Origin of the sequence: Mogibacterium kristiansenii (assembly GCF_029224645.1) — a bacterium.
Lineage (GTDB): Bacteria > Bacillota > Clostridia > Peptostreptococcales > Anaerovoracaceae > Mogibacterium_A > Mogibacterium_A kristiansenii.
The window spans coordinates 47,065-71,024 of record NZ_JAQXUZ010000027.1; the positions used below are offsets into that span (position 1 = coordinate 47,065).

Annotated in this window: 20 protein-coding genes and 1 riboswitch; of the genes, 7 read left to right on the plus strand and 13 right to left on the minus strand. The window is 50.8% G+C overall.

Features of this window, described 5'->3' with window-relative positions; all coding sequences use genetic code 11:
* The first annotated feature begins 27 nt into the window (after window positions 1–27).
* Complete coding sequence (locus tag PUE40_RS08125; RefSeq protein ID WP_277672470.1) at window positions 28–1,263, plus strand: L,D-transpeptidase family protein; 1,236 nt, start codon at window positions 28–30, stop codon at window positions 1,261–1,263.
* Window positions 1,264–1,744: 481 nt separating this feature from the next.
* Here PUE40_RS08125 and PUE40_RS08130 read toward each other — a convergent pair whose 3' ends face one another.
* The 7 genes from PUE40_RS08130 to PUE40_RS08160 form a co-directional block, all read right to left on the minus strand.
* The gene (locus PUE40_RS08130) at window positions 1,745–2,041 is read right to left on the minus strand and encodes a DUF5301 domain-containing protein (protein ID WP_277672471.1); all 297 of its coding nucleotides are present in this window, start codon (window positions 2,039–2,041) and stop codon (window positions 1,745–1,747) included.
* Between the two features lie 134 nt (window positions 2,042–2,175).
* The gene (locus PUE40_RS08135; RefSeq protein WP_277672472.1) at window positions 2,176–3,576 is read right to left on the minus strand and encodes an O-antigen ligase family protein; all 1,401 of its coding nucleotides are present in this window, start codon (window positions 3,574–3,576) and stop codon (window positions 2,176–2,178) included.
* Between the two features lie 197 nt (window positions 3,577–3,773).
* Window positions 3,774–4,301, minus strand: a complete 528-nt coding sequence (hpf, locus tag PUE40_RS08140; protein WP_277672473.1) for a ribosome hibernation-promoting factor, HPF/YfiA family — start codon at window positions 4,299–4,301, stop codon at window positions 3,774–3,776.
* Window positions 4,302–4,462: 161 nt separating this feature from the next.
* A complete protein-coding gene (locus PUE40_RS08145) occupies window positions 4,463–5,146 on the minus strand; it encodes an MBL fold metallo-hydrolase (protein WP_277672474.1) in 684 nt (227 codons plus the stop codon).
* Between the two features lie 103 nt (window positions 5,147–5,249).
* Window positions 5,250–6,017, minus strand: coding sequence for a peptidoglycan editing factor PgeF (pgeF, locus tag PUE40_RS08150; protein ID WP_277672475.1), 768 nt, complete (start codon window positions 6,015–6,017; stop codon window positions 5,250–5,252).
* Between the two features lie 19 nt (window positions 6,018–6,036).
* Window positions 6,037–6,765, minus strand: a complete 729-nt coding sequence (locus PUE40_RS08155) for a pentapeptide repeat-containing protein (RefSeq protein ID WP_154554007.1) — start codon at window positions 6,763–6,765, stop codon at window positions 6,037–6,039.
* A 169-nt stretch (window positions 6,766–6,934) separates the two neighbouring features.
* Window positions 6,935–8,572 (minus strand): Na+/H+ antiporter NhaC family protein, encoded by a 1,638-nt coding sequence (locus PUE40_RS08160; protein ID WP_277672476.1) that lies wholly within the window; start codon window positions 8,570–8,572, stop codon window positions 6,935–6,937.
* Window positions 8,573–8,713: 141 nt separating this feature from the next.
* Window positions 8,714–8,880: riboswitch (Lysine riboswitch) on the minus strand.
* 181 nt (window positions 8,881–9,061) lie between these two features.
* Between PUE40_RS08160 and PUE40_RS08165 the strand changes: the two genes are divergently transcribed.
* The gene (locus PUE40_RS08165; protein WP_277672477.1) at window positions 9,062–10,036 is read left to right on the plus strand and encodes a L,D-transpeptidase; all 975 of its coding nucleotides are present in this window, start codon (window positions 9,062–9,064) and stop codon (window positions 10,034–10,036) included.
* A 68-nt stretch (window positions 10,037–10,104) separates the two neighbouring features.
* Here PUE40_RS08165 and PUE40_RS08170 read toward each other — a convergent pair whose 3' ends face one another.
* On the minus strand, window positions 10,105–10,677 hold the full coding sequence (locus tag PUE40_RS08170; protein ID WP_154554004.1) for a xanthine phosphoribosyltransferase: 573 nt from the start codon (window positions 10,675–10,677) through the stop codon (window positions 10,105–10,107).
* A 108-nt stretch (window positions 10,678–10,785) separates the two neighbouring features.
* Window positions 10,786–11,151 (minus strand): fluoride efflux transporter CrcB, encoded by a 366-nt coding sequence (gene crcB / locus PUE40_RS08175; protein WP_154554003.1) that lies wholly within the window; start codon window positions 11,149–11,151, stop codon window positions 10,786–10,788.
* A gap of 315 nt (window positions 11,152–11,466) precedes the next feature.
* Here crcB and PUE40_RS08180 point away from each other — a divergent pair, with 315 nt between their 5' ends.
* The gene (locus PUE40_RS08180; RefSeq protein ID WP_330681565.1) at window positions 11,467–12,276 is read left to right on the plus strand and encodes a beta/alpha barrel domain-containing protein; all 810 of its coding nucleotides are present in this window, start codon (window positions 11,467–11,469) and stop codon (window positions 12,274–12,276) included.
* A gap of 1,070 nt (window positions 12,277–13,346) precedes the next feature.
* Here PUE40_RS08180 and PUE40_RS08185 read toward each other — a convergent pair.
* Complete coding sequence (locus PUE40_RS08185) at window positions 13,347–14,759, minus strand: alanine/glycine:cation symporter family protein (protein WP_277672478.1); 1,413 nt, start codon at window positions 14,757–14,759, stop codon at window positions 13,347–13,349.
* A 335-nt stretch (window positions 14,760–15,094) separates the two neighbouring features.
* Here PUE40_RS08185 and PUE40_RS08190 point away from each other — a divergent pair, with 335 nt between their 5' ends.
* Window positions 15,095–17,386, plus strand: a complete 2,292-nt coding sequence (locus PUE40_RS08190; protein WP_277672479.1) for a cation:proton antiporter domain-containing protein — start codon at window positions 15,095–15,097, stop codon at window positions 17,384–17,386.
* Window positions 17,387–17,427: 41 nt separating this feature from the next.
* On the opposite strand, the gene PUE40_RS08195 is transcribed toward PUE40_RS08190, so the two are convergent.
* Entirely contained in the window at window positions 17,428–18,582 is a 1,155-nt protein-coding gene (locus tag PUE40_RS08195; RefSeq protein ID WP_277672480.1) for a DUF4317 domain-containing protein, read from the minus strand.
* A 142-nt stretch (window positions 18,583–18,724) separates the two neighbouring features.
* On the opposite strand from PUE40_RS08195, the gene PUE40_RS08200 reads away from it, so the two are divergent.
* Window positions 18,725–20,317 carry an ATP-binding cassette domain-containing protein gene (locus PUE40_RS08200; protein WP_277672481.1) on the plus strand — a complete coding sequence of 531 codons (1,593 nt, stop codon included), beginning with the start codon at window positions 18,725–18,727 and terminating at the stop codon, window positions 20,315–20,317.
* Between the two features lie 26 nt (window positions 20,318–20,343).
* On the opposite strand, the gene PUE40_RS08205 is transcribed toward PUE40_RS08200, so the two are convergent.
* Entirely contained in the window at window positions 20,344–21,729 is a 1,386-nt protein-coding gene (locus PUE40_RS08205) for an MATE family efflux transporter (RefSeq protein WP_277672482.1), read from the minus strand.
* Window positions 21,730–21,900: 171 nt separating this feature from the next.
* On the opposite strand from PUE40_RS08205, the gene PUE40_RS08210 reads away from it, so the two are divergent.
* Complete coding sequence (locus PUE40_RS08210; protein ID WP_277672483.1) at window positions 21,901–22,551, plus strand: GntR family transcriptional regulator; 651 nt, start codon at window positions 21,901–21,903, stop codon at window positions 22,549–22,551.
* Between the two features lie 30 nt (window positions 22,552–22,581).
* Window positions 22,582–23,253 (plus strand): GntR family transcriptional regulator, encoded by a 672-nt coding sequence (locus PUE40_RS08215; RefSeq protein ID WP_154553996.1) that lies wholly within the window; start codon window positions 22,582–22,584, stop codon window positions 23,251–23,253.
* Here PUE40_RS08215 and PUE40_RS08220 read toward each other — a convergent pair.
* Entirely contained in the window at window positions 23,190–23,540 is a 351-nt protein-coding gene (locus PUE40_RS08220) for a M20/M25/M40 family metallo-hydrolase (RefSeq protein ID WP_277672486.1), read from the minus strand. The two genes, PUE40_RS08215 and PUE40_RS08220, sit on opposite strands and share 64 nt — an antisense overlap.
* Window positions 23,541–23,960 lie beyond the last annotated feature (420 nt).

Below are 23,960 nucleotides of genomic sequence, written 5' to 3' on the forward strand. Positions count from 1 at the left end.
GAAAATCAAAGGAAGGAATTCAGACTGATGAAACATTTTGGTAAGAATCGGTTTATTTCATTTTTCGCGCTGCTGCTCGTCCTAACCCTGGCGCTGAGCATGAACAGCATCTTCGCAGCAGACACCGCTGCGACCGGTACCGATTCCGCGGTGCAGCAAGAATCCGGCGAACCGCCGGCTTCGAAAGAGTCGGATTCAGCGGTTTCGGAGCAGAATCCGGAACAAAAGCAAGAACAGAAACCGGAAAATTCTGCATCTCCGGAAAACCCGACCACCCCGGAATCCCCAAAGAACTTGGGCTGGGTTTCGGACAACAATGAGACCCGCTATTACGATACGGAGAATCATTTTGTCACCGGAATGAATACCATCAAGGGAAAAAAGTATTATTTCAATAACGACGGTATCCTGCAAAGAGGAATTCTGAAAATCGGCACGGCGTATTATTACGCCGATGGAAAAGGAGTGATTCGCACGGCAAGAGGCTTCGTTTCCTGCAGCGGCAGACTCTACTACGTTCAGAACGGCGGACAGATTCTCGCAGGAAAGACGTTCAAGCTCGGCAAGAAAACCTACCGGGCAGCCGGAAACGGTGTCATCATGCGGGGCGTGTACAAATGGGGAAAGTATTACTACTACTCCGATTCCAAAGGCGTCCTCCGCACGGCGAAAGGTCGTTTCCGCTGGAAGAGCAACACCTATTATTGCAATAAAGGCGGAAAGCTCACCACCAAGAAGATGGTGAAGTCCGGAAAGTATTACTACTATTTCGATTCCGCCGCCAAGGCGAAAACCAAGGCGTTTAAATACCACGATGTCACCATCCGTCCCAACAAGAAGACCGGTGCCATCACCAAGAAGCAATACCGCCGGGCAAGCTACAGTCCGTACAATTACAAAAAATATATTCTGATCGACATCAGCGATCAGACGCTGAAGTACTACGTCAAGGGTAAGGTAAAACTAAAGAGCAATGTGGTCACCGGCGGACGAGGATGCGGAACGCCTACCGGTCGATTCAAACTGCATCACAAAGCTCGGAACGTAAATCTCACCGGTCCGGGATACGTAAGTCACGTAAGCTACTGGATGCCTTTCATCGGACAATCCTACGGAATGCACGATGCCTCCTGGCGTTCCCAATTCGGCGGTTCCATCTACAAATACAACGGCTCCCACGGATGCGTGAATATGCCGCGCTCCAAGGTCAGCAAGCTGTACAAGATGGTTCCGAACGGCACACGGGTCATCATCCGGAAGTAAGTCCGATTATGATTTTCCTTCTGCTCTTTGGGATTTAACAAAGCAAAAACCTGCACCGGTCAGCAGCAGCTTAACAAAGCTTTCCGGATGCAGGTTTTTTCATTCTTGGGCGCCGGCAAACTGGGAAAACCCCGAGCATGTTGGCGTGCCTCGACGGAGGATAAAGGCTTTGCAGGGAGGTCGACGCCAACAATGACGCCGACAGGTCGGAAAAATCCTGAGCATGTTGGCGTGTCCCGACGGAGGATAAAGGCTTTGCGGGGATGTCAACGCCAACATGGGCGCCAACAGGCCGGAAAAATCCCGAGCATGTTGGCGTGCCTCGACGGAGGATAAAGGCTTTGCGGAGAGGTCGACGCCAACAATGACGCCGACAGGTCGGAAAAATCCTGAGCATGTTGGCGTGTCCCGACGGAGGATAAAGGCTTTGCGGAGAGGTCGACGCCAACATGGGAGCCGGCAAAGGCACCGGGTGCCCGAACTAGAGGTCCGCGATGGATTTAAAATACAAATTAAGATCTTGATCGCATTGATAGATTCCTACATACGGTTCTTCAATATAGTATTTACCCTCTCTTTCATAGTAATACAGGGTTCTTTCATCCTCTTTCGATACAAGGATAATTTTTCCATACTGCTCTGCATCCGGTACATCCTGTACAGATTCTTCTTTTGTAGGTGTTGCACCGTTGATTACCTTCACTATATCTTCTATTTTCTCTGATTCCGTCACATTTACACTTTTTCCATTGTACAAAGTCAGGTTTATTTCTTGCAACTTAGAAGATTCCTACACTATTTCTGCATTATCATTTTCGGCGCATCCCGATAAAACACAAGCGATAACAATCATTGTAATCAGAAAGAATAAGTTCGCTTTTTTCATAAATTCACTCGACTTTCGTTAACTCCTCACCGTTTCCCCTTCCCGGAGCTGTACCCCAGCATGATAAAGAAAAACGGTGTGGTATAGAACATGGCCACTCCGAAAAATGAAGAGATAAAATACGCCAATGCGGCGGAAAACGCCATCAGTGCATAGGGATCTTTCCAGGCACCGCTCACAAGGTGCCTCAAGAAAATCATCAGCACCGCCACGGTATAGCACACCGCCGCCGGGACGCCGAAGAACAGCGCATAGGTCAGCAGCTCGTTGTGGGGATTGGAAATGCCGACATCGTTCATCATCCGGTCTGCCATCCCCTCGCAGCCATATCCCAGAAGCGGATGCTCTTGAATGTACTGCACGGCTTTGACCCACTGACCCCACCGATTGGTTCCGGCCGATGCCGCATCGGAACTTCCGGACATGATTTTTCCAATATCTTGCAGCAACACCACGAAATTGTCGAACTGGGCGTTCAGCAGCACGCCCCCCGCCAGCGGAATGGCGATGATCAGAGACGCCACCGATACCGCCCGCCACTTGCTCTTCGGCAGCTTGATCAGCGACAGTAACAGCACCACCAGCAAGCTGATGAAAGAAGCCAGAATCGCTCCGAAGGTGTTGTTCATGAACAACACGATTAAGTTCAGCATCCCGGACAGGAAGCCGAATTCCCGCACCCACACTTTATCGCCCACGATAAAAGCAGTTACCGCCACCATCAAAGCCATGGCCAGAAAATATCCGTAGTGATTGCTGTTAAAGAAGATCGCACTCAGGCCTTTTTTCCCGGAATAAGCCGAAATGTTCAGGAAGAATTGATGCCCAATTGCGGTAACGCCCAGCACATCCGCGGTAAAAAGAAAGGACAGCAGCACAAACTTCCGAAGCTGCTGCAGCTTGACTTTGGAAGAAACGAAGTAATAAATCAATATGTAAAAGGCAAAATGGAAGATGCCCTGATTCCGATACGGGATTCCGTGGATGGCCTTCCCATCGATGCCGTTCACCAAGGTGGAAAGCGCCATGCAGATCATAAAGATACCGAAAAACAGAAACTCCGGATTCCGCTGCAGGAGAGGCTTCTTTTTCACCGGAACCATGTTGGACAGCACGACATAGAGAATTCCTACAATAATGATAATAAAATTGCCAAATTGAAAAAGCTCCGGGAATTTCGTGTACTGTTCCTTCCCCATTGCGGAATTCGTTACCGCCAGAAAAATCTCCCGGAGGGTAATAAGAATCACAATCATGGCCGGTATGGTGGCCAGGAAGTCCAGTATCCGACTCTCGGAGGTGGTATATGCCCTTTGTTTCGTTGCATGTCTTCGGCCGCCGCCGTTCTTCCGAGACGCATTCCGGGATGCCCTGGAACCCGCCCGGGTCCGGCCGGCATTTCCGTGCTGAGATGTTCGTCTCGACACCGATGCGCCCTGTCTCCTCGGAGTTCTTCTACTCATGTCAATATATTACCGTAGGGTTTTTGCGGTGTCAAGAAAATGGGCGCAAGGCCGGGGAATTACCTATTTTTACTTCATAAAAACAGGGCTGCCTCGATGACAGCCCCATAAAATCAATATTCAGTTGTCCGGTCACGTCCGGATAGGGATCGGATTGCCTTCTATCTGTATGTTTCAATTAAACCGTATGCATCGCCCTTCCGTTTGTATACCACGTTGGTGGATTCCGTATCCATATCGAAGTATACGAAGAAATTGTGTCCCAGCATCTCCATCTGAAGAATGGCTTCTTCATAATTCATCGGCTGCAGCTCGAACTGTTTTCTCTTCACAACAGTGAGATTATCTTCTTCCTCTTCATCGTCCGGAATGAACTCGAACTTCAGCGCCTTGTTCTCCTTGTACCGGGATTCCAGCTTGCCTTTGAATTTCTTCATCTGGCTGGACAGTCGGTCGATGATGAGATCCATTGCCTCATACACGTTGTCCGAAATCTCTTCGGCACGAAACAGTGTCTGCTTGGTATTGATCGTTGCTTCCAACTTCGTCTTGTCCTTGAACTTCGAAACAATCACATTCGCGGTAACATCTTCATCGAAGAACTTCTCTAATTTCGAAAATTTCTTCTCGATGTTGTCCTGCAGACGCTCACTCGGCTTATAATTCTTCGCTGTAATCATAACCTTCATAGTTGTGACCTCCTTTAATTGGGTTAATTGAATTATACCACATCTCTCCGAAAATGTATTGTCATTTCCAAATAAAAAAGGTGACGCGGCGGAGAACTTTTTGTGTTCCCACCGGTCACCTTTGGCTTCATTAAATTTGTTTTTGCCGCATTCGAATGGGACTACTTCGCATTCTTTGTATTGCTCATTTTCTCCATCTCGCCGATGCTCATGAACTTCTTGGTCATGTTCTGCGGCTGGAGAACCACTACCTTTGCCGGATATTTTTCGTCCAGGTCCAGGGTGTTCAGGGAATTCACCCACACACCTGAAAGACGCAGGGTGTAATCGTATACGGTGCCCAGCTCCGGCAGATCGAATTCACTTTCTACGCTCTTGTAGTGCATCGGAATGGTATGTCTGGCATCCAAATCCACGGTGAGTTGTGCCGCCTGTGCCGCATCCAATGTGTAGACGCCGCCTACCGGAATCAGCAGTGCATCTACCTGATACAACTGTCCCATCTGCTCATCTGTCAGTTCACAGCCCAGGTCGCCCAGGTGTGCCACCCGCTGATTCTTTGTCTCGATGATATGAATTTTGTTCTTACCGCGCTCGGTTCCGTTCTTTTCATCGTGGAACGTATCGATGGTGGTAATCTTAAACGGAGAAGCCACGGTCTTTACGATTTCCACATTGTCTACAGCATTGTGGTCGTCATGCTCATGACTCTTCAGAACCTCGTTGGCCTTCTCTCGAACCGGAGCCAGTCCCGGGATGCAATCGTCCTGATACGGATCGATAATGATGGAATATCCACCCTCTTCAATTTTGAAACACGAATGTCCAATCCATGTAATTTTCATAATAACACTCCCTTTACTTCAATTTTCAACACTCATATTAGAATAACCTATTCAGCGCTTTTTTTCAACCGAATTCTCTGCCTTTATGGGGTTGGCGCAAAATCTACCGAAGCATCAGCAATGCGCAGTGACCGCCTCTCTTCAATCCATCCCGGCGATGGGAGAAAAACAAGCTTGGATTTCCGTAGGTACACCGGTCCTGCATGTCGATATGATCCCCGGGAACGCCGGCCGCTTCCAGCACCAGCCGGTTCACCCCGGCGATGGAGACGTGATATTTATTTTTGACCGTGTCGTAGGAAATCATTTCCTCTGCCGGAATATTCATGGCCCGTACCGCATCCACCACATCCCGGTCGCATTCAAAGTATTCTTTGGAAATGCACGGACCGATCATGGCCACCAGGTCTGCCGGTTCCGTTCCGAACTCCGTCTGAAGTTTTCGAACCGCTGCTCCGGCAATTTCCTTTACCGTGCCTCGCCATCCGGCGTGCACCATACCGATGGCTTTTTTCACCGGATCGTACAGGTACACGGGCGTGCAGTCCGCATGATAAGTTACCAGCGCCACACAGGGCACATTGGTCACCATTCCGTCCACATCCTTCATTCGGGTTCGGAAAAGCCCCTGCCCCTTGTTGCGCTCATCCACCCGAACCACGTTGTTGGTATGGGTCTGGAGACCGATGACCAGATCCTGCATACGGACTCCCAGGTCTCGGCACCATATTTCGTAATTCTTCATGACATCTTCCGGATCGTCCGGAAGGGTGAGGCTCAGATTCATGGAATCGTACACCCCGGTGCTGACACCGCCGGTACGGGTGTTAAAACCAAATACGATATCATCGCTGTAATCGTTAAAATTCATAAAAAACAATAATCCTTTCCTATTTCGATTGATAATCCACGGCCTGCTGCCGTTCCATAAAGAAGTGAATTCCCTGAGAGGAATCCCGCCAACGGTTCTCTTCAAACCCGTTGGCCGGCTCCACCCACTTCCCCACTTCGTAGTAGAAATCCGGATCCACCGTGGACTGGGCCCAATCATAGGATTTTGTCTCATCAATGCTCTTGATGGACAGCACCTTCGCCTTATTGCACCGGCAGGTTTCCGCCGTGGCCGACACCCGCTTGGCATCCGCCGGCACCAGAAGCTGCACCACCCGAAGCTCCGTGCAGCACTTCCAGGCGATGAACGGCCCGGTTGCCGGACATACCATCCGGAAAAATTTCGTGTCCTCGTTATCCGTTATATCCTCGGTATTGGCATATTCAAACAAAGTATGGTGGAAATTGGAACCGGAGAAATCCGCTCCCCGGAAATTCATCCACCGGAAATTCGCCTCCTGCACGTCACAGTACAGAAACCGAATGCTCTCCGTACTGCACTCCTTGAACCATACGTGATTCAGATTGCATTTTCGAAAGGTGGTTCCGGTCATGTTTACATTGGTAAAAACACTCCACTCGAAGTCAATGTTCTCCGGAATGTCCCAGCCGGAAATATCCGCATTTTGGATTTCGCATTTCCGAAGATTCAACGTTTCTTTTCCGTCGTGATTTCGAATCATCTCCAGAATTTCATTAGTGGTATAACTCTGTTCCCATGAATTCATCGTTTTCCTCCCCTCTTCATCCGTGCACCGGAATATTACACGTAAAGTATATTCTGTTTGAGGAGATAAGTCCACCCATTTCGCCCAGCGAAAAACCGGAGCTTCCTCGGAAGCCCCGGCTTGCAAAATGTTTTTTTAGGTTACCTCGATATCTCGCAATGCGATGTTCCTACGCTTCTGCGTTGGCCACCATGTTCATGCGTGCCTGTCTCTTCTTCATCATGTTCAGGAAGAGGAAGAGCAGAACCACACCGACAATCAGTCCCGGAATTGCGGACTTGGTGAATCCCACAACGACGTAGGAAATGGTGGAGATAACCAATACGGTAAGCGCATATGGCAGCTGTGTCTCCACGTGGCTGATGTGGTTGCATCCGGCACCGGCTGAAGCCATGATGGTGGTGTCGGAAATCGGCGAGCAGTGGTCGCCGCACACGCCGCCGGCCATGCAAGCGGAGATTACCGGAATCATCATATCCGGACGGGATGCGGTAATTGCCAGCGCAATCGGAATCAGGATTCCGAAAGTTCCCCAAGATGTACCGGATGCAAAGCCCAGTGCACAGGAGATGACGAAGAGAACGGCCGGAATCAGTGCCATCCAGCTAGCCGGCATCTTTTCAACCATTCCTGCAACGAACGGAGCCAGGCCCAAGCTGTCGGTCATGCACTTCAAGGACCATGCCAGTGTCAGAACCAGGATTGGGGATACCATCTGCTTGAATCCTTCCGGAACGCAGCCCATGCATTCACGGAATGTCAGGACGCGGCGCGCACAGTAGTATACAATGGTAATAATCAGTGCAACCAAGCTGCCCAGCGACAGGCTGGCAGCGGCATCACAGCCGGCAAAAGCGTCTACAAAGGATGTTCCGCTGAAGAATCCACCGGTGTAGATCATTCCCATCAGGCAGCAGATAATCAGCACGATTACCGGAACAATCAGGTCTGCGACGTGACCGTTATGATTCTGAGAAATCTCTTCGTCCTGAGAGGACAGGTTCTCGTGAACGGTGAGCAGGTCGCCGTTCTCAATGGCGTTCTTTTCATAGATTGCCATCTTGCTGTAATCAAAGTTCATTGCAACGATGGCGAACATCATCACGATGGTGAACAGCGCATAGAAGTTGTACGGAATCGCGCGGATAAAGATGGTCAGTCCGTTCTGACCCTGAACGAAGCCGGATACTGCAGCCGCCCAGGAAGAGATTGGAGCGATGATGCAGACCGGAGCTGCCGTTGCGTCGATCAGATATGCCAGCTTTGCTCTGGAAATATTGAACTTGTCGGACAGCGGCTTCATAACGCTTCCTACGGTCAGGCAGTTGAAATAGTCATCCACGAAAATCAGAATTCCCAGCAGGATGGTGGTGAACTGCGCATGCTTTCTGCTCTTTACCTTGGTGGAAGCCCATTCTCCGAAGGCGGCGGATCCGCCGCTCAGGTTCATCATGGCAACGAACATGCCCAGGATTACCAGGAAAATCAGAATTCCGACGTTACCGGCACTGGACAGGGATGCGATGATGCCGTCCTGCAGCAGGTGGTTCATGATGCCGCTGAAGTTGGCACCGGCATACAGCACTGCACCTGCGAAAACGCCGATGAACAGGGAACTGTATACTTCCTTTGTAATCAGCGCCAGCACGATGGCAATCAGCGGTGGCAGAACCGAAAATCCGGTTGCGTACAGTGCCGGCTTCTTTGCCGTTTCCTCTGCTGCGAAACAAAGTGCCGGCATAGAAGCGATTATCAGAATCGCTAGGCCGAAGATGTAATTCAGCCTTGTTCGAATTGAATGTGTCATTTTAATCCTCCCATTGTTCTTTTCTCTGCAATACCCTTCTGTTGCAGACTTCTCGTAAAGTGTAAATAAAAAAGCCCTGAATAACGTCTGAAACGTATCCATGGCTAAGTACTCAAAAAAACTCTCTCTGTACAAATATATACCATTGATAGCGCTCCACATGTGTGACAGTCCATCGCATATTCTGCGATGTCCCAGGCCTCCGCTGTAGGATGCTTCAGCCTTCGGCGGATTTCCCTTTCCCGAGTTACCGCATCCTCTGCGTCCGTAACTCCGTACTCTTGATTTCCGCAACCTCTATCGAATCAGGTCTATTCAGTTGACTTATCTTATTATAACTTTTTTCATGATCTTGTCAACAATTTTTTCAATTTTTTTGTTGTTTTCTACAAACACTTTTTTTCGTACAATCTGCGGTATTGTTATTTGCGGCAAAATGATTTCTATAGTATAATCTCAAGGCATATGCACATTAATGGAGGATATTTTATGCCAAGCAAAATACGTCGGCAGGTGATTCCGCTGCTGCTCTGCCTGATGGCGGTTTTCGCCCTCACCGGCTGCGGTCCGCTGCTGGAGCTGAATCAGAAATACGCCCACTCGGAAATTTATGTCAACTACGGCACCGCGGTATCTACGGACATATCCGAATACGTGAACATGGATACCTTGTCCAAAGAAGAACAGAAATATGTAAAGAAGAACTCTTCCGTCGTCTATCATGGAAATAAGGTTTCCGGGCACAAATACGACCGTCCCGGCACCTATCCCCTCACCATCTACTACGAGGATCAGGTCTACCGGAAATACCAGGTGACCATCAAGGATATGGAAAAGCCGAAATTCAAGAAGGCGAAAGATGTCTATATTTTCAAAGATACGGAGCTGACGGACTACGAACTTCAGGATTTGCTAAAAGGAATGTTCAAGGCCACCGACAATTCCGGCAAGGTGAAGCTGAAGCTCTCCCATGAGCAAATCAACGTTCACAAGGTTCGGAACTACATCGTACACGCCACCGCCACCGACCCCTACGGCAACGTTTCCCAGGCCAAGGCCACTTTCCACGTTCAAAAAGCGGAATACGGCGCCATGGGCACCTACATCTACGTCAGCATCCCGAAACAACAGCTGACCTATTTCGTTGACGGTAAAATCAATATGTCCTCGCCGGTGGTTACCGGCACCCAAGGAGTTCACGATACGCCTCGGGGAAGTTACTATATCAATTCCATGAGCACCGGCACCCGCCTCAAGGGGCAGGGTTACGATGTCACCGTTCAATACTGGATGGCCTTTATCGGCGGATCCTTCGGAATCCACAGCGCCCAGTGGCGAGGTGCCTTCGGCGGAAATATCTATCAGTACGGCGGCTCTCACGGCTGCGTCAATATGCCGGTCTACGCCGCCGGAGAACTGTTCCAAAAGGTTGACATCGGCACACCGGTAATTGTGGGAGATTAAAATTTGGATTTGAAAAAGGAGCTGCTGCAGTGTGTCTACTGCGCAGCTCCTTTTGACGATTCGTTTTTTTATTGTTCAAATTCGACGGTTCCGTTCTCCAGGCTCTTAATCTTTGCCATGCTCAGAACATCGTATCCTTCTTCCCGAAGTGCTTTTCCGCCCGGCTGGAAGGATTTCTCAATGCAGATGCCGATTCCGGCAACATCCGCTCCGGCCTGCCGGCAGATGTCCAGCAATCCCTGCATGGCCTGCCCGTTCGCCAGGAAATCGTCCACGAGAAGCACCTTGTCGTTGTCGTTCAGGGCATTCTCGTTCACCACAATATCGTAATAGCGGTCGTGGGTATAGGAATATACCCGGGACTTATAGGTATCCGAATTCAGGTTCCGGCTCTTGGACTTCTTGGCGAACACCATCGGCACGCCGAGCTCCTCTGCCGTGATGCTTGCAATGGCAATTCCGGACGCTTCTATGGTCACCACCTTGGTAATCTCCCGATTTCCAAAATGTTCTTTCAGTGCTTTTGCAATCTGACGAATCAGACTGACATCGATCTGATGATTCAGAAAGGTATCTACTTTGAGGATTTCCCCCGGTGCCACTCTGCCGTCTCTGCGAATCCGTTCTTCCATAAATTCCATATCGACCTAATCTCCTTGTCTTGCCTTATTTCATAAATTGTTATCATTGTACCACATTCCCATAAGCGATGGGATATTGTTTTCGGATTTCTTTCGGTTTTTTGCCCCTTAGGCGCCGAACATGCGCTGGGCGATGTACACCGCCAGAATTCCCAATACCAGGCTCACCCCCATGTACGTGAGTGCTATGCCGGAAGCGCCGTTCATCATCAAATCGTGGTTTTCCAGTGCGAAGGAAGAGAACGTGGTAAACCCCCCGCAGATTCCCACCTTCAGAAAAAGCACCGTCCGAGGATTCAAGGCCTCCCGGGACGCCAGCGCCGCCACCACACCGATGAGGAACGCTCCCGCAATATTGATGATAAATGTTTTTATCGGAAAACCGCTTTCCGGGTTCATATCCAGAAGTCCCACGAGATATCGGAGCACCGCCCCCACGAAGCCGCCGGCGCCCACTACCAGGCATTCAATCATTAATCTCTCTCCTTTCCGACTAAAAGGAGGCCTCCCAGCGGAAAGCCTCCTGAATGTACTTATTATAGTATCTGGATGAAACCTTTTCAATAGTCTTCGGACTATTCTGCCTAGGATGGAAGTCGCCGGGGAGTGTAATATTTTTTTTTATTATTTTTTTATCAAAAATACACAAATGGATATGTTCGTATTCGGCGCAATCGTGTATAATTATCCGGTGATTTTATGAACATACAGAACTGTGCTTCGCCGAGAAATGCAGTTCCTCATGTTATATTCTGACAGTTTTTGTTGAAAGTAAGAGGAGGGTTCGCAATGCAGGAATCAATTCCAAGAATAACCGGCACACTTCGTGCCCATACCATTGAAATGCCGGAAGTAATTCGAGAAGCTTCGGGCATCATCGTGCTGGGTCGAAAAATTCGATCTTTAATTTTCTCCACGGATATTGCCATTATTCGAAACTGTGATGCGGATGCGGTTCTGGCCGTGTACCCGTTTACTCCGCAGCAGGTTATTTCCGAGGCCATCATCAACGCCTCCTCCATTCCTGTTTTCGTCGGTGTGGGCGGCGGCACCACCAAAGGACTTCGCTCCGTGTACATGGCTCAGGATGCGGAAGCGCAGGGAGCTTTCGGCGTTGTGGTAAACAATCCCATGAGCAACAGCAATATCCGCTTCATCAAGCGGGTTATCGATATCCCGGTGGTTTCCACAGTGGTTGATTCCACCGGAATTCAGGAACGGCTGGATGCCGGCGTCACCATTCTCAACGTGGCAGCTGGAAAGAATACCGCAGATGTGGTTCGGGAAATTCGGAAGGACTTCCCGAAGGTGCCGATTATCGCCAGCGGCGGCAAGACCGACGAATCCATCCGCCGCACCATTGAGGCCGGTGCCAATGCCATCGTCTACACACCGATTTCCTCTTCCGCAATCTTCTCCAGCATGATGGATGAATACCGGACAGAGAAGAACCGGAATCCGGAACTCACTTTCAAAACCCTGGATTCCAAGAAAGACGAGCTGGTAGATTTGATCGGCCTGCTGCATCAGCAGACGGATTTGGATCTGAACTTGAATACGGAACCGACGGTGAAAAATCCAGAGGAAGAGAAAAAGTAGGGTTCTATACCTTTTGGTGTTGGTGATGGAAATGGATTTCATCATCAGCGCCTTTTTTTCAAAAAAGTCTATTTCTATTGTCTTTATCGCGTGCGTAGAATCGCATACGCCTAGAATTTCGATATGAGTTCACGCTTTTTGTCCGAAAAACGAGATTAAGCGTGAACGGTTTTTGCAAAGTTTTCAGGATTCTAATTCTTATTCACGCTAATAAGCCAATTTGCCTTCAAAAAGCGTGAACGATCCTCAAGACTTACGTCTCTATACAGAACATCATCCGAGTAAGACGAGAAAAAGTAGAAAATCGTTCACGCTGATTTCCAAAATCTAAAGGATTTGCGTGAACTCGCTCCGAAATTCTAGGCATATTGAATTTACATTTTAACATCATCTCTAATTTCTAAACGTATGACGTACCGGCTGGAAAGAACCGAAAAAAGAATATCGAGCAGCGTAACGGCTACTCGATATGTATTGCTTTTATTCTTCACCAACACCATTTGACTAAGAGCCAAAAATAGGAGATAAAAGGCGTGGATTCCGAGCACCGGCGGAATCCACGCCCTTTTAATTTGATGACCACTCGAGGCCGGCCGGCTTTTCCGAGGCGCGGTTTGCTCCCCGCTCCCCGCAAACCCTTGAAGCTCCGTTCCGGGGAGCAAAATCTTCACACAATTCCCGCGCCGGCACTCGGGGCCGGCCGGCTTTTTCAAGGCGCGGTTTGCTCCCCGTTCCCCGCAAACCCTTGCAGCTCCGTTCCGGGGAGCAAAATCTTCACACAATTCCCGCGCCGGCACTCGAGACCCGCCGGCTTTTCCCAGGCGCGGTTTGCTCCCCGCTCCCTGCAAACCCTTGCAGCTCTATTCCGGGGAGCAAAATCTTCACACAATTTCCGCGCCGCCGCCCGGGGCCGGCCGGCTTTTCCGAGGCGCGCTTTGCTCCCCGCTCCCTGCGAACCCTTGTGGCTCCGTTCCGGGGAGCAAATTCTTCACACAATTCCCGCGCCGCCCATCCAAAAATCCCCGAAGCACATTCTGCTTCGGGGATTTTTCCTTTACTTTTATCTTCCTCTATTTATCCATTTCCAGTCGCTGGGATTCCGGATTCCGAAAATAGTCCTTTACCAGGTGGATTACCGTGCCGGAAAGCAGGAATACCGCAATCAAGTTCGGGATAATCATCAAACCGTTGAAGGTATCCGCCAGAGACCAGAGCAGGCCCAGGTCCATGGTGGCACCGATGATTGCCACCAGCGCGTAGACAATAATGAAGGGTTTTACGACCTTCGGTCCGAAGAGGTATTCGATGCAGCGGGAGCCGTACAGTCCCCAACCCAGGATGGTGGAGAAGGCAAAGCAGCAAAGCGCTACCGCCAGCAGGATGGAAATCCATCCCCCGAAGGTGGTGGTGAAACCGCTGATGGTGAGCTCTGCACCGGCAGCTTTTCCGTAATTGATGTTGATTCCGCTGCAGAGAATGGCCAGGGCGGTCAACGTGCAGATTACGATGGTGTCGGCGAAAACCTCAAAGATTCCCCACATGCCCTGCTGAATCGGGTGGGCTACATCGGAGCTGGCGTGGGCGATGGATCCGGTACCCAGACCGGCCTCGTTGGAGAAGATTCCCCGAGACACACCTCTTCTCATACTGATAAAGAGGGAACCTACCACACCGCCGGTAACGGAACGAGGATTGAACGCTCCTTCAAAGATGGATTTGAACACTTCCGGCACCCGTTCGTAATTAACGGCTACCAGAATCAGTCCCATTGCAATATAGAACACGGCCATAAAAGGAACCAGTTTCGACGTAACGTTTCCGATTCTCTTAATACCGCCCAGAAGAATCAGAAGAACCAGAACTGCAATCAGAATGCCGATTCCCAGGTTCACATTTCCCACATTATCTTCATTGAACACATTGAAGTTGAACAGTGCGGAATCAATGGATGCCACGATGGTATTGACCTGCGTCGCATTTCCCGTCCCGAATACCGTCAGTATGCCCAGGATGGAATAGAGCACCGCCAGGAACTGCCATTTTTTGCCCAGACCGTTCTTGATGTAGTACATCGGTCCGCCAACCCAATCTCCCTTATCGTTTCTCTCTCGGAAGTGCACCGCCAGGGTTACCTCTGCAAATTTCGTGCACATTCCCAGAAGTGCGGAACACCACATCCAGAAAACGGCACCCGGACCGCCCAGGGCAATCGCACCGGCCACACCGGCGATATTACCGGTTCCCACGGTGCCCGCCAGCGCGGTACATACGGACTGGAACGGCGTCAGCGCACCTTCTTCCGCCTCTTTCTTATCGAATATCGTGCCAAAAGTATGCTTGAGAACGTATCCGAACTTCCGGAATTGCAATCCCTTGGTTCGAATCGTCAGGAGAAGTCCCACACCGATGATGCACACCATCGATGGAACACCCCAGATGAAAGCATTCACCGAATTATTCACGTCTTCAATAATATGTAGCATTGTTTTCCTCCAATAACTTATTAACCAAAACCTTGTAAAAAGTAACAACGGAATTTATTGTACCGAAATTCATACACTTTTTCAATAGTTTTTTATGAATCAATAATAATATTTTATCGAATTATTTATGTTTTTTATACAAGATTTTATAATTTGGAATTGCATTATAAAAATAAGCACAGAATTCTAAGTTGCTCGGCAACCCAAGCAAAGTGGCAATTCTTTTTTTATTTAATGTGGCAACTTTGTTGTCACTTCTACTTTCCAACAACCGTATATTTTTGATATAATGTATACAAGTATTCGCTATATCCTTGAATGACGAAAGGAGTCCTATGCACATACCATCTCTCGTAATCGACCTGGCCATGATGCTTTTGGCCGCCGGAATTGTCAGCGTGATTTTCCGCAAAATACACCTTCCGGTCATCCTGGGCTATATCGCCGTGGGTTTTCTGATCAGCCCGTACTTTCCCATGTTTTTCAACGTGGAAGATGTGCCCGCCATCGACACCCTCAGCGAAATCGGCGTAATTATCATTCTGTTTCATATCGGTCTGGAATTTGATTTTCACAAGCTGCTCAGCGTGGGAAGTACCGCCATCGTCACCGCCCTGGTAAAGATGAGCGGCGTGCTGGTGGTGGGATACCTGTTCGGGGACCTGATTGGGCTGTCCCAGATGAACTGTATTTTCCTGGGAACCATGCTGGCCATCAGTTCCACCGTGGTTATTCAGAAGTGTTTTGAGGATCTAAAGGTCACCGGGGAGAGATACACATCCCTGGTTATGGGAGAGCTGATTATGGAAGACCTGATCGGCGTGTTCATGATGGTCATCCTGGCCTCCCTGTCCGTGGGCCAGAGCGGCGGCGAGAGCGTTGTCAGCAAGCTGCTCCTCATGGGATGCTACTTGCTGGTATGGCTAATTGTTGGAATTTACTTCCTCCCGACCCTGCTGAACCGCGTCATGCACCTTCTCAACCGGGAGATGCTCATCGCTCTGTCTTTGGGAATCTGCTTCACCCTGGCTCTCCTGGCGAAAGAGCTGGGATTCTCCGTGGAGCTGGGAGCATTCCTGGCGGGATCCTTCTTTGCGGGAACCAACCATGCGAAGGAAGTGGAGCACGCATCCGAGAGCATCAAGGATATGTTCGCCGTGATTTTCTTCGTTTCCGTGGGCATGAAGGTGGATCCGTCCGTGATTGCGGAACACTGGACCTCCATCATCCCGATTGCGATTATTTCGGTGATTGCCAAGCTGATTTTTGCCACACTGGGTATGATCCTTTCCGGTCAGCGGATGGAAACCTCCTTGAAGAGTGGATTCAGTCTGGCTCCGATCGGAGAATTTTCCTACATCATCGCGGCGCTGGGAATTTCCCTGGAGGTGATGGATGAATACCTCTACCCGGTTATTGTAGCGGCTTCCGTGCTCACAACCTTGGCCACCCCGGTGCTCATCCGGAATTCCTCCAAGGTAGCGGCGTTTATGCGAAAGCACCTGCCGAAAAAGCTCCTGGAGAAAATCGACCGGTACACCTCCAGCGAGCAGGACGAGACGGACCACACCCACGACTGGCTGGTGATGATTCGAAACTTCTTTTCCAGCCTTCTCCTGTACGGCATCATCATGCTGGTGACCGCCATTGCAGGAGTGCGCTTGCTGTATCCGTCCCTGCTTCAAGTTATGCCGGAGAAATTCTCCGGCATCGCCACCTGCCTGCTGGTGTACATTATCATCGCGATTTTTGCCCGGCCGATGCTGCGCCTTCGGGACACCACCTTTACCAAGCTGTGGCTGGACCGCAAGGCGAACCGGCCGCCGCTGGTCATTCTGGCCCTGCTGAACGTGCTGACCATCGCGTATATTGCTTTTATCCCGATTCATCACATCTTCGGGGCTCGGAGAATGCTGCTGCTGGGCGTTGCCCTCATCGCCATCCTCACCATGAGCAAGACGGACGTGGTGGCGACCTTCTATCTCCAGCTGGAAACCCGATTCTTACGGAACCTGAACGAAAAAACTCTGACCCACGTGGCCCAGAGTCAGGGGCCCCAGGAATGGCTGGACGAAGACATTCACATCGTGTCCTACTACGTACCGAAGGATGCGGAGTACATCGGTCAGACGCTGGAACAACTGGCGTGGGGTAAGTACAACAACATCTTGGTAACGAAAATCCGCCGGGGCAAGCACACCTACACCTTGCCTCACAGCGGCTTCAAAATCCAGGCCGGAGATAAGCTGTACCTGGTGGGTCAAATGAATGACATCCTGCAGATTAAGGGAATTCTTTTCCCGGATGTGGACCGCCGAATCCGCACTCTGGAGCAGTTCATGGAAAGTGATTACCCGGACATCCAGCATGCCCTGGCCTGTCTGGCCATCGAAGTGAACGGTTCCGAGCCGTACTGCGGTCAGGCCATCATCAACTCCAAAATCCTCAGCAAAGCCCACTGCATGATTCTGGGCATTCAGAAGGACGGTTATCCGGTGCTGATGCCAAGCGCTTACCTCAAAATCCAGAAGGGGGACGTGCTGTGGGTCATGGGCTCCAACAACAACGTGGGCCGTCTGGCATCCTACAGCTTGGGGGCCGAGGAAGAGCCGGAAATTATTTCATAAAAAAAAAAGAAGTGTTTTGCCGCTGCAAAACACTTCTTTTTTTATTCCTGCGCTTCCGATTCTTCCACACTCACATCCACGCCGTTCACCGTGACCCCTTCGCACAGCGGAATCAACAGGTACTCCCGACCGTCGATAACCTGAGTTTTCACCGAATAGATCTGCTCCGGATCCACCGCGATATCCGCCTCCGGAGTGTGCACTCGGAATTTTCTTTTTTCGATGATATTATTGGGATTCAGCGCCTCTTCCTCGCCAAAATACTTCCGACAGGTCTCGCCGAAGGTTTCAATCCGTTCCTCCGAAACCCCGCTGTCCTTCAGGATTTCATTCACCTCATCGATGAGAATCACCGGCACGTTGGGATCCCGGCTTTCCTTGTGCTCCTCGATTCGCTGACGGAGAGAATTGGTCACCGCCTGAACCACTTCCAGGCTGCACTCCTCCTCCAACGCCTCGCTCAGGGCACCGCCGAAGGCATTCTTCTGCTTCTCCGGCGCAATCGGCGGTTGAGCCGCATTGAAGAGCGCCTGAATCAGCTCTTCGTGAATCTCCGAGGAACTTCTGCTGTAATACAGGGCTCCGTAGATATTGGTGGTTCGGTCATCGAAACACGGGAACATAAATCCCATCTGCGGATTGGACAGAATGCTTCCCGTCGCCGCGCCTCGGAACTGCTTGTCCTCCGCCATGTACCGAAGAGCCGCTTTGGAATCCTTCACCGGACAGATGGTGCAGATGAAATAATCGAACTGATCCGTGGAATCCTCATCCCATTCCTCATCGTTTCCGGATTTGTACGGCACATCGTAGGTATCCGCCAGAAGCAGAATCACGTAGCCGGTTTCCTCCGGAGTCAGGGAATCGATAATTCTCCGATACAGCACCTGCCGCAGGTTCTCATCCTTCAACCCGCTCATGCGCAGACCCTGCAGCAGCCGATGCTCGTCGCTGCTTTCCACCTGCGCCGTAGTGAAATCGATATTCATCAGATTCCGCCCCAGGCCACCGGACAGGGTCTTTCGGAACAGTTGAGAATACATCTCCTTTTCCTCCCGATCCATTTGAATCACCTGCATATCCATGTCCGACACGATTTCCCGTGCCGCATTCACGTAACAGCCGTACACATGGCCGAAATTATCCATCTCCGGACGAATCCGCTTCTTGATTTCCCTGATTTCTTTCCGATTCATTCTATAGTAACCCCTTCTTTTTTTTTTAATAACTTCCCTATTATAACAGATTTCCGCCCATTCCACATGATAATTTGGTGTACGCAATTTCCATAGAATCTGATATAATGAAACAGACTATTTTCACAACGAAAGGAACATCATGGCACTCATCGAATTTGAAAAAGTATCCTTCGGTTATCCGGAGAAAGATCTATACGAAAATATTTCCTTTACCATCGAACCCGGGGAACATGCCGTGCTCATCGGAAGCAACGGCTGCGGCAAGAGTTCTCTGGTACATCTTCTGATGGATGAGGAAAAATACACCTACGAAGGGCTGATTCGCCGCAGCGGTGATTTCCGAACGGGCTATGTGGGCCAGTTTGTGAAGCATGAAACCGGCGATGCCACCGTCTTTGAATTTCTGGCAAAACCATTTGTGGAACTGCTGGGGGAATCCGATGCGATGGCTCAGAAGATGGGCGAAGCGGAGAACCCGGACAAGCTGTACGAAGAATTTCAGGTCCTGATGGACCGCATCGATGCGGTGGACGGATACAACTACGATGCCAACATCCGGAAGCAGCTTCATACCGCCGGACTTTCCGCCATCGCGGAGAATTCCGTAGGTTCCGTCAGTGGCGGCGAATACAAGCTGCTGTACATCATCCGAAATATGCTGCTGAAGCCGCAGCTCCTGATCATGGACGAGCCGGACGTGTTCCTGGATTTCGAGAACCTGATTGGGCTGGTGCATCTGATCAACAGCTACGACGGAACCGTTCTCACCATCACCCACAGCCGCCTGCTTCTCAGTCAGTGCTTCGACAAGGTCCTTCACATCGAGAACATGCAGCTCCAGGAATACGCCGGTTCCTATCCGGAATACAGCCGCTGGCTGCTGGAAACCCGAATCGCTGTTTTTGAAGTGACCAAAGATTTCGACGATTACATCGAAGCTCAGCAGCAACTGGTGAACCGCCTTCGGAAGGGCGCGGAATTCACCTCCGACCCGAAGAAGGGCAAGCAGCTGCAGGCTCGAAAGAAACTGGTGGAGCGGATGAAAAACCTGCGGGGCGAGGATCCGTTCCTGGAGATTCCGAATCATTCCTTTGCCTTCCCGGAAGTCTCTCCGGAAGACGGAATTGCTTTTACCGTAGAGAACTATTCCCTCTCCTATGAGGACGAACTGCTGCGGGACGTCTCCTTTACCGTGAACAAGGGGGACAAAATCGCCATCGTGGGCGCCAACGGCACCGGCAAATCCAGTATCCTGCGGGACATTTACCGCATGCTTTCGGAAAAAGAAAACGGCGGCAAGGTGGGCTATTTCCGACAGATTACCGAATCCGACGACACGCTGCAGCTGTCCGGAGGCGAACGAAACATGGCGCAGCTGGAGGAAATCTGCGGAGGCGATTACGATACCCTGCTGCTGGATGAACCCACCAGCCACCTGGACTGCGACGCCCAAATTGCCCTGGAACAGGCGCTGACGGAATACCGGGGAACGGTGCTCATGGTCTCCCACGACTTTTTCACCGTCACCGACTGCGCGCAGCGAATCTTCATTCTGGAGAACGGTACCCTGCGGGAGATGAGCGGCCGAGCGTACCGGAAATCCATCTACAAGAAGTATTTTGGCAGTGATATCTTCGAACAGGAACGGAACCGCATCGACACCGAGCGAAAGGTGAACCGCCTGATTCTGAAGAACAAATTCGACGAAGCCCGGGAAGTGCTGGGTGTCTAGGCAAAAAGACCGATATCCGAGTCCTTTCAAACTCGGATACCGGTCTTTTTCTTATGCGGTGAATCAACCAACGATTCCTTCTTCATCTCAAAATGCAGGAGAATCGGCACCGCCAATCCTTTGATAACGGTGGAAATGCAGATTGCCCACCAGAATCCGGTGACGCATCCGAAGGCTGCCGCCATCGGAATTCGGAGCAGGCTCCCGATAATGCTGCAGGCCGCCGGTACGATCGGTTTGCCGATACCACGGTAAGTTCCGGTAGCGACCACCTCCAGGCAGTAGAAAATCTGCGAGTATCCGATAATCCGAAGATAATCCGTACCGGTTTCAATCGCCAGCGAATCCGTAAAGAACAATTTAATCAGCGGCCGTCCCTCACAGATGAACAGTAAGGTAGTGAACACGCCCAGCACCAGCATCAGATAGATACCCACACGGTACCCGTCGCGGATCCGCTTATCCTTTCCGGCACCGAAGTTCTGAGCCACGAAAGAGGTCATGGCCACCTGAAACGCGTTGGCGGTCATGTAGGCGACGGATTCAATCTGCGTCGCCACCCGCTGGATGCCGATATAGGTATTGCCGTACACCGTGATCATCTTCCCCAGCACGCTGGAAATCATGGCAAAGATAATCGTCTGGATGGCAGCGGGAAAACCGTAGCGTAGAATGATTTTGCATTCTTCCCAGCTCATCCGATAGCGGCTGCGGAAACTGCCCTCACGAAAGAGATGCCGATCCCGATGCACCCGCAGGGCATACAAAAGGCTGACCACCATCTGAGAGAACAGGGTCGCATAACCCGCGCCATCGGATCCCAGCGCCGGAGAACCCAGCAGCCCGAAGATCAGAACCGGGTCCAGAATAACGTTGAGAATCATTCCCACCAAATTGTATTTAAACGGCGTCTGACTGTCCCCCGCCGCAGTATAGATTCCCAGCAGCACGTAATTGTATCCCATGAACAGCACGCTGATGATGGTGATGGTGAGATAGCTGACGGTATAGGAAACGATGACCTCATTCTGAATATGGTAGAACCCCACGATGGAATGCCGAAATATCAGAACCGGAAGAACGTACAACAGCATGATAATCCAGTTCAGCGTAATCGACGTCCCGGAAGCGACCTGTGCTTGCGTCAGGTCGTTCTTTCCCAGCAGCATCCCGATACGCACCTGGGCCCCGGTCTGCACGATCATGCAAATTCCCTGTGCCAGAAAAAGAAGCAGCCCCGCGGTGGACACCGCCGTCACCGCTTCAATCCCCAGCCGGCTCACCCACAAAGTATCGATTAAATTGTATGCCATCTGAACGAACTGAGAAGCAATCAGCGGTAGCGACATTTGAATCAATGCCTTCGAAATACTGCCCCGGGTCAGGTTTTTCACCGTATCTTTATGTTCCATCTATCTGCTATCCCCATCAAAACCGCGATTTTTTATTATAAAGTAAAAATATTTTCTCCCCAACTCCCCGCATTTCCGGGAAGCCTTCACTATTTTATCAAATCTATTGTAATATTTCATCAAATATTATAAAATTTACGAAGATAATTCCGAAAAGAAAGGGTTCAAAAAATGGGAACAGACAGTACTTTAACCAATGAAATCTACAACGAGCTGTACCGGGCCATCACCCACCAGGAGCTGAAGCCGGGACAGAACCTCACACTCACCATGCTGAAGAAGCAATTCAACGTGAGCCATACTCCGATTCGAGAAGCCCTCACCCGCCTCAGCGCCGATGGACTGGTTACCTACCACCCCAATAAAGGCATGAAGGTGACGGACTTCTCCGAAAGTGAAATCCGGGAAATTTTCCAGTTCACCGCCGAACTGGAAGTGCTGGCCCTTCGCTTCTGCAGCGGTGCCTTCACCCTGGCACCGTTAATGGAACGGCTCCAATCCATTGTGGACCGAGAAGCGGAAGCGCTGGAAAAGGGAGATTTCAAGGCTTGGGGCGCGATATCGGGAACCTTCCACGACGTGTTCTATAAGTTCTCGGATAACCGGTATCTGGATGAGACGGCGGAACGCATGAGCGCCCGCATGGAGCTCATGTCCCATATGTATTCCCACGAAGGAACGGAGGAACAGATCTACCGGCGCCATGTTGGAATCTGCAACGCCGTACTGCAGCGGGATTTCGATCTGGCGGCCGAGCGGATTCGAGCACACCTCCAGTTCAGCATGATGTCGGTTCTGGATTCCTACAAAAAGAACCGCTAGTACACGACCGCGAAGAAAGGAATAACACAAATGAATGCCAACAGTTCAACCGTCAGCGAGAGAATATATACCGCCATCCGAAACGATATTTTGAACAAAACCCTGGTTTCGGGGGAGAAACTTACCATCAAGAAACTCCATGAAATGTACGGTGTCAGTTCCTCGCCCATTCGAGAGGCCCTGTTCCGCCTGCAGCAGGATGGATTGATTGAATACCGTTCCAATGCGGGCATGAGGGTCATTGAATTCACCCGCCAGGACCTGGCAGAAATCTACATGCTCCTCACCGAATTCGATGTGATTGCCCTCCGGGCGGCCACTACCCCGACCCGCCGTCTCAGCACCCTGGCGGCACTGGAACTGTGCATGGAAAGAGCCCGGGCTTCCATTGAAAACAATTACTGGAATTATTACAGCGATGCCTTCCACAGCATTCTGTACGAAGAAGCGCAGAACGGCCGGCTCACCGATGCAGCTCGGAAGATTCGCATCCAGTCCACCATCTTCTCAAATCAGTACGAAATTAAGGAAGAAAATCGCCGGGAAATTCTAAAGCAGCACGAGGATATTCTAAGTGCCATTCGGGACAATCGATTGGACCGGGCGGAGGACCTGATGCGAACCCACGTGGGATCTTCCTACGCAAAAGCGCTGTCGATTCTGGATGAGGAAGAAGCCGCATCGGAAGAATCCAGCAAATAAGCCAGTGCCCGCTCGTAGATTTCCTCCAATTTCAGGAAATCCTCCACCAAGATGTATTCATCCTCCATGTGCTCTCGATTCTCATGCCCCGGAAAATTCGGCCCAAAGGCCACCATATTGGGCATGGCTTTGGCATAAGTCCCTCCGCCGATGGAAATCGGGCGGCTGTCGTCTCCGGTCACTTCCCGGTAAGCGGACAGCAGGGCGCCCAACACCGGGCTGTCCGACGGCCCCCGGGCCGGCTTTTTTCTTTTTCCCGGCCCGGGGTTTGCGTACGAAAACCGAATTCATTGGCTTTGCGGGCAGGCGTACGCAAACTTCGCCGGCGGCCGGGCCGTCTTTTTTCTTTTTACCGGCCCGGGGTTTGCGTACGAAAACCGATTTCTTTGACTTTGCGGGCAGGCGTACGCAAACTCCGCCGGCGCCCGGGACGCCTTTTCTCTTTTTGCGACCCTGGGGTTTGCGTACGAAAACCGATTTTATTGGCTTTGCGGGCAGGCGTACGCAAACGGCGCCGGCGGCCGGGCCGCCTTTTCGGGTTTTTGCGGCCCGGGGTTTGCTTACGAAAACCGATTTTATTGACTTTGCAGGCAGGCGTACGCAAACTCCGCCGGCGCCCGGGCCGGCCTCTTTGCTCCCCCTTGCCCGCAAATCCTTATGCCCTCGTTTCGGGGAGCAAAATCTTCACACAATTGCCGGCCTCTAAA

Bases quoted from the DNA above. Each gene is read 5' to 3' on its own strand.
- PUE40_RS08155 (WP_154554007.1), bottom strand. From the start codon at position 6,765: ATGAATTCATGGGAACAGAGTTATACCACTAATGAAATTCTGGAGATG.
- PUE40_RS08210 (WP_277672483.1), top strand. From the start codon at position 21,901: ATGGGAACAGACAGTACTTTAACCAATGAAATCTACAACGAGCTGTAC.
- PUE40_RS08125 (WP_277672470.1), top strand. From the start codon at position 28: ATGAAACATTTTGGTAAGAATCGGTTTATTTCATTTTTCGCGCTGCTG.
- PUE40_RS08145 (WP_277672474.1), bottom strand. From the start codon at position 5,146: ATGAAAATTACATGGATTGGACATTCGTGTTTCAAAATTGAAGAGGGT.
- hpf (WP_277672473.1), bottom strand. From the start codon at position 4,301: ATGAAGGTTATGATTACAGCGAAGAATTATAAGCCGAGTGAGCGTCTG.
- pgeF (WP_277672475.1), bottom strand. From the start codon at position 6,017: ATGAATTTTAACGATTACAGCGATGATATCGTATTTGGTTTTAACACC.
- PUE40_RS08180 (WP_330681565.1), top strand. From the start codon at position 11,467: ATGCAGGAATCAATTCCAAGAATAACCGGCACACTTCGTGCCCATACC.
- PUE40_RS08195 (WP_277672480.1), bottom strand. From the start codon at position 18,582: ATGAATCGGAAAGAAATCAGGGAAATCAAGAAGCGGATTCGTCCGGAG.
- PUE40_RS08205 (WP_277672482.1), bottom strand. From the start codon at position 21,729: ATGGAACATAAAGATACGGTGAAAAACCTGACCCGGGGCAGTATTTCG.
- PUE40_RS08170 (WP_154554004.1), bottom strand. From the start codon at position 10,677: ATGGAATTTATGGAAGAACGGATTCGCAGAGACGGCAGAGTGGCACCG.
- PUE40_RS08190 (WP_277672479.1), top strand. From the start codon at position 15,095: ATGCACATACCATCTCTCGTAATCGACCTGGCCATGATGCTTTTGGCC.
- PUE40_RS08165 (WP_277672477.1), top strand. From the start codon at position 9,062: ATGCCAAGCAAAATACGTCGGCAGGTGATTCCGCTGCTGCTCTGCCTG.
- PUE40_RS08160 (WP_277672476.1), bottom strand. From the start codon at position 8,572: ATGACACATTCAATTCGAACAAGGCTGAATTACATCTTCGGCCTAGCG.
- PUE40_RS08215 (WP_154553996.1), top strand. From the start codon at position 22,582: ATGAATGCCAACAGTTCAACCGTCAGCGAGAGAATATATACCGCCATC.
- crcB (WP_154554003.1), bottom strand. From the start codon at position 11,151: ATGATTGAATGCCTGGTAGTGGGCGCCGGCGGCTTCGTGGGGGCGGTG.
- PUE40_RS08200 (WP_277672481.1), top strand. From the start codon at position 18,725: ATGGCACTCATCGAATTTGAAAAAGTATCCTTCGGTTATCCGGAGAAA.
- PUE40_RS08185 (WP_277672478.1), bottom strand. From the start codon at position 14,759: ATGCTACATATTATTGAAGACGTGAATAATTCGGTGAATGCTTTCATC.